1 protein-coding gene is annotated in these 1496 nt (G+C 46.5%); it reads right to left on the bottom strand.

Translation table 11 applies throughout. The annotated features are described in order from the left end of the window. Positions 1 to 249 precede the first annotated feature (249 nt). Positions 250 to 1496, bottom strand: a 1247-nt coding sequence (locus FYJ85_RS22840; RefSeq protein WP_154420989.1) for an IS1380-like element ISVva1 family transposase, incomplete at its 5' end; no start/stop codon positions are given.

Here is a 1496-nt window from a genome sequence, read left to right as displayed (position 1 = left end):
CCTGAATCCGTGAAATTTTGTCCATGTGTTTTTCATGCGGATTCAAACGTTGTTTTTTGCCGGATTTTCCGGCGTTTTCTGTTCTGATTTTTGTCTCGGCTTCCGTCAACTTTCGTTATTCATCGACATACATGACCGATTTTACAAAAAAAGTTGAAACTGATTCAAAAATCCCGATTTTGAGGCATACGCCTCCAATGATGTTTCAAAACACCTCCTTCCCAAATTCTGTTTTGATAGCGTTATGGTTCAACATCGCGCATACAAATCCTTAAAAATCCGGTAATGCGGATTACCGCGACCGAATGAGAGCCAAATATATCCAGCGTGTTTCACAACTTTGCAGGCGATATAGATCAAGTCCTGCATCACGGAGCGCAACCGGCGGCGCGCCACCTTATATTCCCGGTGAAGCAACTGCGGTTTGTTCAGAAAACGCTGCCCCATGATCCGCAAACAATTGAATGCCAATGCCGCAATGTTTAAAATCAAGGCATTTGTGGCAAATTTTCCACTCGGCAGTTTTTCAATGTTCATATCGGTCTTCAGCTCACTATGGAACTGTTCACTGGTTCCGTGATCGTGATATCCGGCGATACATTCTTCTTCCGTGCAGTCAATATTTGTCCACCACGAATCAATCTCGATTTCAGGGAACAGAAAGACTTCCCCCGTCTTTGCATGGGTCTGGCGTTCGGTCGCGGCAACCACCATCGTCATGGTTCCCCGCATGGATTCTTCTTCCGCATCAAACAGCTCATCCGACTTGTCGATAGGAATATTTCCCCATGAATAATGCCAGACATTTTTCCCTTCGCGAGACGGCTGTTTTGCTCCATATTGTTTCCCGAGTTCCAGATAACGCTCACGAGGTTCCCCGCGGAGATTGCGTTTTATGATGAATTTCACACCGTATTCAGCCAATACTTTGATGAATTTCTGGTCGTCGTGACCGGAATCGACACGAACCACGATTTGCCGGAGATCAATTTTCAGTGCTTTTACCTGTTCCAGACAGCGCCGTAGAAATTCTACCGCTCCATTCTCGCTGTGCTGACTGCCGATCCGCAATTCGTTGGCAAGCATATAGCCCTCACTTCCCAGATAGGCAAAAATCGGCGCATATCCGTCAATTTTATGGTAGGTTCGGGCAATTCCTTCTTTTTTGCAGTCGGGATTCAACAGCGCAGCAACGTCGATGTCCAGTGGAATCAGTTTGTATTTCCCGATTTTCACGGTTCCGAACGATTCAACCTTGCGCAGCAGATCACGCATGGCGTAATCCAACAGCGTCTGCTGGGAATTGAGTTTCGCGATCAAATCCAAACGTTGACGCAAGGTCTCTTCAGACGGAACACGTTCCAGTTCTAACGCAAGCCGAAATGATAACTCATCTCGAAACATGGAAATATCGGCAAAATCACTGCGCCCAAGCGTGAACAGACCGACCACGGACTTGATTATTCCACTGTTGGATATCCAGCCTTTTTTGATAC

It is taken from the genome of Victivallis lenta (genome assembly GCF_009695545.1).
Lineage (GTDB): Bacteria > Verrucomicrobiota > Lentisphaeria > Victivallales > Victivallaceae > Victivallis > Victivallis lenta.
Note: the sequence above shows the minus strand (reverse complement) of the source record. Positions and strands in the feature narration are given on the sequence as shown.